The sequence below is a fragment of the Rathayibacter sp. AY1C1 genome (genome assembly GCF_002932105.1).
Taxonomy (GTDB): domain Bacteria; phylum Actinomycetota; class Actinomycetes; order Actinomycetales; family Microbacteriaceae; genus Rathayibacter.
This window is the reverse complement of the sequence record NZ_PSWH01000009.1, coordinates 114,999-121,631: the sequence shown is the minus strand read 5'-3', so window position 1 is coordinate 121,631 and position 6,633 is coordinate 114,999. Positions and strand designations below refer to the sequence as shown.

Below are 6,633 nucleotides of genomic sequence, written 5' to 3'. Positions count from 1 at the left end.
GGGATGGGCGGACGGCGCGAGCGGACGGCACGCGCCCGGGAGGGGCCGGGGCGACGCGGTCGAGGACCGGTCGCCCCGTGCCCGTCAGCACCCTGCGGTGAGGGTGACGCCGATGATGACGCCGGCGCAGAACGGGGTGGTGGCGGGCGCCTCGGAGGCGGCGTCGGTGCCGATCTCGTCGGCGGCGGTGAAGGTGTCGTGGGCGGTGGCGAGCTCGGCGAGGTCGGCGGACTGGACGGTCTGGGCGGTGATGGTCGACATGGTGTTCTCCTTGGATGAGTGGTGGCGGCGGATCCGCCGGGTCGTGCGGGGAGTGGTGCGGGTGGTCCGGCCGGAGGGCCGGGGAGCGGGTGCTGCGGGAGCACCCGGGCGGGAGGAGGGCCGGGTCAGCAGCCCGCGCCGAGGGTGGCGCCGACGATGATGCCGACGCACAGGGGCGTGGTGGCGGGCGCCTCGGTCGCGGCGTCCGAGCCGAGCTCGTCGACGGTGGCGAAGGTGTCGTGCGCTCCCGCGAGGGCGGTGAGGTCGGCGGACTGGGCGTCGGTGGAGATGGTGGTCATGATGTGTCCCTTTCGTGGAGTACCTCGGGCTGAGGTGGTGGTCCCCTCGGGATCGAGGGGAGGTTCGTGGGGCCCTAGCGGGCGGTGAGTCCCGGGCGGTCCGGGTCGATGCGCGCGGCGCGGGCGGCGTCGGCCCAGGCGTCGGCGGCGGGGATCGTCTCGGCCGAGGAGCGCAGGAGCGCTTCGGCGAGGACGCGGGAGCGGTGCTGGCCGAAGCTCAGTCCGCGGTAGGAGGAGCGCTCGTCGGCCGGGTCCTCGGCGTAGGCGAGGCCGTCGGCGAGCCTCTCGGCGAAGGCCGAGACGGCGGTGCGGGGCGAGGGCCGGGCATCGAGCAGCGGAGTGACCCTCCGGGCGACGTCGTCGGCGGAGTCGGCGGGCAGGTAGACGACGAGGGCGTCGGAGCGGGGGAAGGCCCGCGGGTCCGAGAGCGCCTTGGCCTGGTGGCGGGCTCCGGAGGCGGCGAGCGCCTCCAGGAGCGGGCCCCACAGGGCGAGCGCGTCCTCCGCCGAGTCGGCGACGAGCGAGAGGCGCACGACCCGGTCGGCGGGATCGAGTCCCATCGGGCCGAGGGCGAGGAGGTAGCCGGGAGTGGTGCGGGTGCGCCAGCTCGGCAGCCGGACGCCGGCGACGGCCCCGTCGGCGGAGCGGACGAGATCGACCTCGGGCACGAGGACCCGGACGCGGCCCAGCTCGACGACCCGGCGCTCCTCCCCCTGCACGGTGGCGGAGCCGAGCACCCCGGAGGGAGCGGGCTGCAGGACCGTGCGGTGCGGGATCGCGTCGATCAGCCGGGGGGCGAGGTCCTGGCCGTCGCCTCCGGCGGTCTCGCCGAGCAGCGGGTTCCGGAGGTGCAGGTGGGTGTAGACGGTGGCGGCGAGTCGGGCCCGCAGCTCGATCGGCCCGGTGGCCTCGATCACGGTCCCGTCGACCTCGGCCCGCAGCCGGGCGGCGTCGACGCTGATCACGGCCTCGTCGAGGACGGAGCGGGTGGTGAGGGCGGTCATCGCGGGCTCCTGTCGAATCCGAGGGCGGTGGAGTAGGCGGAGGGGGCGAGCAGGACGCGGCGGCCGATGCCGGCGGCGGCCCGCTCGATCCCGGGGAGGCGGGAGACCATCGAGGCCCGGGCGAGGGTGCGGTCGACGAGGTGCCAGCCCAGGTGGGCGGTGGCGCGGACGGCGAGGGCGTCGTCCGCGCCGGCGGTCTCGGCGGCGTAGGCGAGCCACATCCGCCGGATCCTCGGGACCAGTGCCGCCATCCGCTCCGCGATGCGGGCGTCCGCGGCCGCGGTGTCGAAGGCGAGGGGAGGAGCGGAGGCGCCCTCCCGGGTGGTCACGGTGTCGAGCACCGCGCGGTGGATCCACTCCCCCGCCAGCGTGCCGAGGTCGCGGGCCGGATCCCCGATCCCGAACTCCTCCCAGTCGAGCAGCTGGAGGCGCCCGTCGCGGAGGTGGAACTGGTCGAGGCGGAGGTCGCCGTGGATCGGGGCCGTGCGGTTGCCGCTCTCCCACTCGCGGAGATCCTCCGTGGCCGAGACGAGCTGCTCGTCGTGCTGCAGGTCGCCCCAGAAGGCGAGCTCGGCGAGGGTGAGGTCGACGTAGCGGGTGTGCGGGATGCCGACGCGCAGCATCTCGACGGGAGGGCTGGGGTGCGAGGTCGCGGTGAGGCCCGCCACCGGGCCGGCATGCAGCCGGGCCAGGAGCCGGCCGGCCTGTTCGGGGAAGTCCGCGGGGACGCGCTCCTCCACGAGCAGGAGGGCCAGGCTGGTGCCGGGGCAGTGCTCGAACACCAGCAGGGAGTCGTCCTCGTCGGCCGCCAGCAGGCGGGGTCCGGCCGGGGCGTGCTCGGGGCTCCGGGCGGCGAAGCCGGCGAAGTCCCTGGAGCGGCGGAAGGCCGCGGGGCCCGCCGTCCGGGGCGAGACGTGCTTGACGAAGACGCGGGCGCCGTCGTCGAGGGTCATCGTCCACGACGCGTTCCGGCCGGCGAAGGCGGGGCGGTCGATCGCGGCGACGCGGTGGCGTCCGCCGCCGAGCAGCCGCTCGGTCGAGGCCGCCGCCCGGAGGGCCGCCGGATCCGCGGGGCGGTGCCCGGGGGTCGCGGGGCGGAGCCCGGGAGTCGCGAGGAGAGTCACGATCGTGTCCTTCGGTCGGTCGAGCGGATCAGAAGAGGTAGGTGACGACGAGGTAGGCGCCGCCCGCTCCCCCGACGAGGAGGGCGGTGTTGACGAGCAGCTTCTTGAGGGGCGAGGGGCGGGTCGAGGCGGTGCGCGAGGTGGTCATGGTGGTGTCCTTCCGAGGGGTGGTGGTGGTGGATATCGGGAGCCGGGCCTAGGAGGCGTCGGCGGCCTTGAGGGAGGCGCGGAGCGAGACGCGGGAGCCGGTGCGGAGCGCGTTGTTGCGGTAGACGCGGACGACCAGGCGGAACAGCAGCGGCACCGTGATCGCGGCGACGACGGCGGCGATCACCATCTCGGGGGTGCCGACCGAGTCGAGGCCGAAGCGCATCGGCATCAGGTAGGAGGAGAAGAGGGGGACGAAGGAGAGCGCGTGCACCCAGGCCTCGTCGAGGTTCGCCGGCACCACGTAGAGCGCGATGATCAGCAGCGCCATCTGCACGACGGAGAGCGGCATGGCGGCGGTGCCCAGGTCCTCCTGCCTCGACACGGTCGAGGCGAGCAGGGTGCTGAGGAGCGCGAAGAGCACGTAGCCCTGCAGGAACCAGACGAGGAACCAGACCAGGCTCGGGCCGAGCTCGATCTCGAGGACCGACCACCCGCCGACCACGCTGAACCCGCCGACGACGGCGCCGCCGATCACGAGCAGCTGGGCCAGGGTCACCAGGCCGACGCCGATCATCTTCCCGGCGAGCAGCGGGGCGACGCCGATCTTCGTCAGCAGGATCTCGACGATCCGGGACGACTTCTCCTCGACCACCCCCGAGGCCAGACTCGACGAGGAGTAGACCATCGCGGCGAGCAGGGCGCTGATCATCGCGGTCGCGAACAGGATCCGGGTGTCGAGGACCACGGTCCCCGCCTCCCTCGTCGCGTCGACCAGGAACCAGCCGCCGATCCCGGCGCCGAGGCCGGCGATCGCGGCCAGCGCGAGGGTCGCGGTGAGGATCGTGCGGTTCCCGGTGCGGGTCAGGATCTCGCGGCGGACGATCGTCGCGGCTCCCCGGGCCGGCGTCGGAGGAGCGGAGCTCTCGGCGGTCCGGGCGTGGGCGGCGCGGGGGTGCGTGGTGGTCATCGTCCTGCTCCTTGGATCTCGAGGCGGCGCTCGGCCGCAGGGGTGGAGGCGGCGGTGAGCCGCTCGGACAGCAGCTCGGTCAGCGAGCGCTGCTCGGTGCGGATGCTCCGGAGGCCGCCGTGGCGGGTGAGGGTCGCGAGCACCTGCTCGGGGACGTCCCGGCCGCTGCCCTCGATCGAGACGAGCAGCGACTCCGGCTCACCGGGGACCGGCTCGGCCGACAGTCCCGGTGTGACGCCGAGCTCGGCGACGAGCAGGTCGTCCAGGGGGCGGGAGAACTGCAGCTGCCAGCGGCTGCGGCCGTCGTCCTGCAGCTCGGCCACCGCTCCGCTCGCGGTCACACGGCCGGAGTCGAGCACGCAGACGGTGTCGCAGAGGCGCTCGACCAGGTCGAGCTGGTGGGAGGAGAAGAGCACGCCGACGCCGCGGGCGGACTGCTGCCGGATCAGGCCGGCCATCGTCTCCACGGCGACCGGGTCGAGCCCCGAGAAGGGCTCGTCCAGCACCAGGAGCGACGGATCGCCCACCAGGGACACGGCCAGCTGCACGCGCTGCTGGTTGCCGAGCGAGAGGTCCTGCACCAGCGTGTCGGCCCGCTCGGCCAGGCCCAGCGCGTCGATCACCTCCTCGGCGGTCTCACGGGCTCCCCGGGCGTCGTGCCCCTCGAGCAGAGCGAAGTGGATCACCTGCTCGCGGACCCGCATCTGCGGGTAGAGGCCGCGCTCCTCCGGCATGTAGCCGATCGAGCGGCGGTCCTCGGCGGTGATCGGCGCGCCGTCCCAGGTGATGGTCCCCGTGTCGGGGGTGAGCAGGCCCAGGATCAGCCGCATCGTCGTGGTCTTGCCGGCGCCGTTGCCGCCGATGAAGCCGACGATCTCGCCGCGGCCCACGGACAGGTCCACGTCGTGCAGGACCCGGTGGCCGCCGAATGCACGGCTCACGCCGCTGAGCTGAAGCCCTCGCATGTCATCTCCTCGAAGTCGTTTCTCTTGACTCCTCAGACGCTACGGACGCTCTCGCGACGGGCTCCTGTACTTCGGTACAGCGCCGAGGTGGCCGAAAGTGCAGGTCCCGCATCACCGGACGTGCAGGTCCCGAGGCGGCCGCGCGTGCAGGTCCGGGGGCGGCCCGGGTGCGGGCCGCCTGCGTCCCGAGCACGACGGACGCCCCCGTGCTCGTCCGGTCGGCGACCGGAGCGCACAGGGGCGTCCGTGGAGGAGGAGGGGCGGGGTCAGGCCGTCGCGCAGCTCCCGTCGACCTCGCCGATGACGCCGTCCGTCACCGACACGACCGCGCAGTTCGGGTAGCCCCGCTGCGGCCGGTGCGCGGGGTCGAGCGCGCGGAGGATGCTCCCGAGCACCGCTCCGTGCGTCACGACCAGCACGTCCCCGTGCTCGGCCGCCGGCGCGAACCGCGCGATCGCGGCCTCCACGCGGGCGCGCACGGTGGCACCGCTGTCGGCCCGGCCGGAGGGGTCGTGGCGATGGATCGCGTCGAGCACCGAGTCGAGACCGGCGTCGGTCATCCGCGGCCAGTCGGCGGAGGCGGGCACGTAGGAGTAGCCGTGGTCGGCGAACACCGGCTCCCAGAGCGAGGCGTTCGGCTGCCCCTCGAAGGCGCCGAAGTGCCACTCGCGGAGCTCGACCATCGGCTCGGCCTCGAGCGACGGGTGCCCGGCGAGCGCCGCCGCCGCCGTGGTGCGGGTGCGGGTGAGGTCGCTCGTGAACGCCGCGACGAGCGGCACGCCGCGCATCCGCTCGCCGAGGGCCGCCGCCTGGCGCTCGCCGCGCTCGGTCAGCGGCGAGTCGCACCAGCCCTGCAGCTGGCCGGCGACGTTGAAGAGGGTCTCGGCGTGGCGGACGAGGTGGATCGTGCCGCTCACGGGCGCTCGCTCGCGGGCGTCGTCGGGCGGGCGGGGGTGGTGCGGTGCATGCGGTTCTCCGGGGTCAGCGCGCTACTCCGGAGCGGCGCGCGCGATGTGGAGGGCCAGGAAGGCGACCTCCTCGTTGGGCAGGGCGGCCTGGTACTCGGCCGCCATGAAGGAGCGGACCCGCTCGGCGGAGGCGATCGCGCGCGGGTAGCGGGCGCTGAGGCTGGTGAAGAGGAAGTCGTCCTCGCTCTCGAGCAGGCCGCCCGAGAAGAAGCGCTCGGCGAAGTACTGCAGGTGCGCCACGAAGCGGGCGGAGCGGAGGTCGTCGCGGTCGAGCGCGGCTCCGCTGGAGTGCTGGATGATCGCGGTCACCGAGCGGATGAGCTGCACGATCCGGAGCGAGTCGATCCCGACCTTGCCGAGCTCCGCGTTGGCGAGGTGGAACGCGACGTTCGCGGCCTCGTCGGCGGGCAGCTCCACGTCCAGGCGCTCGCGCATCCGCTCGACCGCCCGCTCCCCCACCGCGTACTGCACGGGGTAGACCGTCCGCATCTCCCAGGCCAGCCGGTTGGCGACCGAGAGCCCGCGCCGCTGCCGCTCCACCGCGAAGTGCAGGTGGTCGGTGAGCGCGAGGTACACGTGCGGGTCGAGCTTCAGCCCCTGCTCCTCCGCGTCGGCGACGACCGCGCGGGTGAGCTCGACGAACTCCGGCGGGATCTGCGCCAGGAGCTCGACGAGGTTGCGCTGATCCGAGTCGTCCAGCGCCACGAACACCTGGTCGACGCTCGAGGGCTCGATCGCCTCGCCGGCCTTCGCTCCGAAGCCGATCCCCCTGCCCAGGAGCACGCGCTCGACGCCGCGCTCGTCGACGACGAGGACGACGCTCGAGTTGAGCACCTTCTTGATGGTCTGCATGCGTGTCTCCGTCGACGGCCGCGTCAGGGCTGGGGTGGGGGTG

General features: G+C 74.1%; 8 protein-coding genes. All 8 read right to left on the bottom strand.

Going from position 1 to position 6,633, the window contains the following annotated elements; all coding sequences use genetic code 11:
- Positions 1–84: 84 nt before the first annotated feature.
- Positions 85–261: a hypothetical protein gene (locus C5C71_RS17530; protein ID WP_181027123.1), complete on the bottom strand. Its 177-nt coding sequence runs from the start codon at positions 259–261 to the stop codon at positions 85–87.
- A 125-nt stretch (positions 262–386) separates the two neighbouring features.
- A complete protein-coding gene (locus C5C71_RS17525; RefSeq protein WP_181027122.1) occupies positions 387–560 on the bottom strand; it encodes a hypothetical protein in 174 nt (57 codons plus the stop codon).
- Positions 561–634: 74 nt separating this feature from the next.
- The gene (locus C5C71_RS06600; RefSeq protein WP_104256260.1) at positions 635–1,564 is read right to left on the bottom strand and encodes a T3SS effector HopA1 family protein; all 930 of its coding nucleotides are present in this window, start codon (positions 1,562–1,564) and stop codon (positions 635–637) included.
- On the bottom strand, positions 1,561–2,688 hold the full coding sequence (gene lxmK / locus C5C71_RS06595) for a class V lanthionine synthetase subunit LxmK (RefSeq protein WP_258059357.1): 1,128 nt from the start codon (positions 2,686–2,688) through the stop codon (positions 1,561–1,563). The genes C5C71_RS06600 and lxmK overlap by 4 nt, the downstream gene beginning before the upstream one ends.
- A 196-nt stretch (positions 2,689–2,884) precedes the next feature.
- Positions 2,885–3,805, bottom strand: a complete 921-nt coding sequence (locus C5C71_RS06590) for an ABC transporter permease (protein ID WP_104225127.1) — start codon at positions 3,803–3,805, stop codon at positions 2,885–2,887.
- Positions 3,802–4,746: an ABC transporter ATP-binding protein gene (locus C5C71_RS06585; protein WP_258059358.1), complete on the bottom strand. Its 945-nt coding sequence runs from the start codon at positions 4,744–4,746 to the stop codon at positions 3,802–3,804. Before C5C71_RS06585 ends, C5C71_RS06590 begins: the two co-directional genes overlap by 4 nt.
- Positions 4,747–5,036: 290 nt before the next feature.
- The gene (locus C5C71_RS06580; protein WP_104337365.1) at positions 5,037–5,687 is read right to left on the bottom strand and encodes a histidine phosphatase family protein; all 651 of its coding nucleotides are present in this window, start codon (positions 5,685–5,687) and stop codon (positions 5,037–5,039) included.
- 72 nt (positions 5,688–5,759) lie between these two features.
- Positions 5,760–6,590: a PRD domain-containing protein gene (locus C5C71_RS06575; RefSeq protein WP_104337364.1), complete on the bottom strand. Its 831-nt coding sequence runs from the start codon at positions 6,588–6,590 to the stop codon at positions 5,760–5,762.
- Positions 6,591–6,633 lie beyond the last annotated feature (43 nt).

Coding starts and splice junctions, on each gene's coding strand:
- C5C71_RS17530 (WP_181027123.1), bottom strand. CDS start 261: ATGTCGACCATCACCGCCCAGACCGTCCAGTCCGCCGACCTCGCCGAG.
- C5C71_RS17525 (WP_181027122.1), bottom strand. CDS start 560: ATGACCACCATCTCCACCGACGCCCAGTCCGCCGACCTCACCGCCCTC.
- C5C71_RS06600 (WP_104256260.1), bottom strand. CDS start 1,564: ATGACCGCCCTCACCACCCGCTCCGTCCTCGACGAGGCCGTGATCAGC.
- C5C71_RS06590 (WP_104225127.1), bottom strand. CDS start 3,805: ATGACCACCACGCACCCCCGCGCCGCCCACGCCCGGACCGCCGAGAGC.
- C5C71_RS06575 (WP_104337364.1), bottom strand. CDS start 6,590: ATGCAGACCATCAAGAAGGTGCTCAACTCGAGCGTCGTCCTCGTCGTC.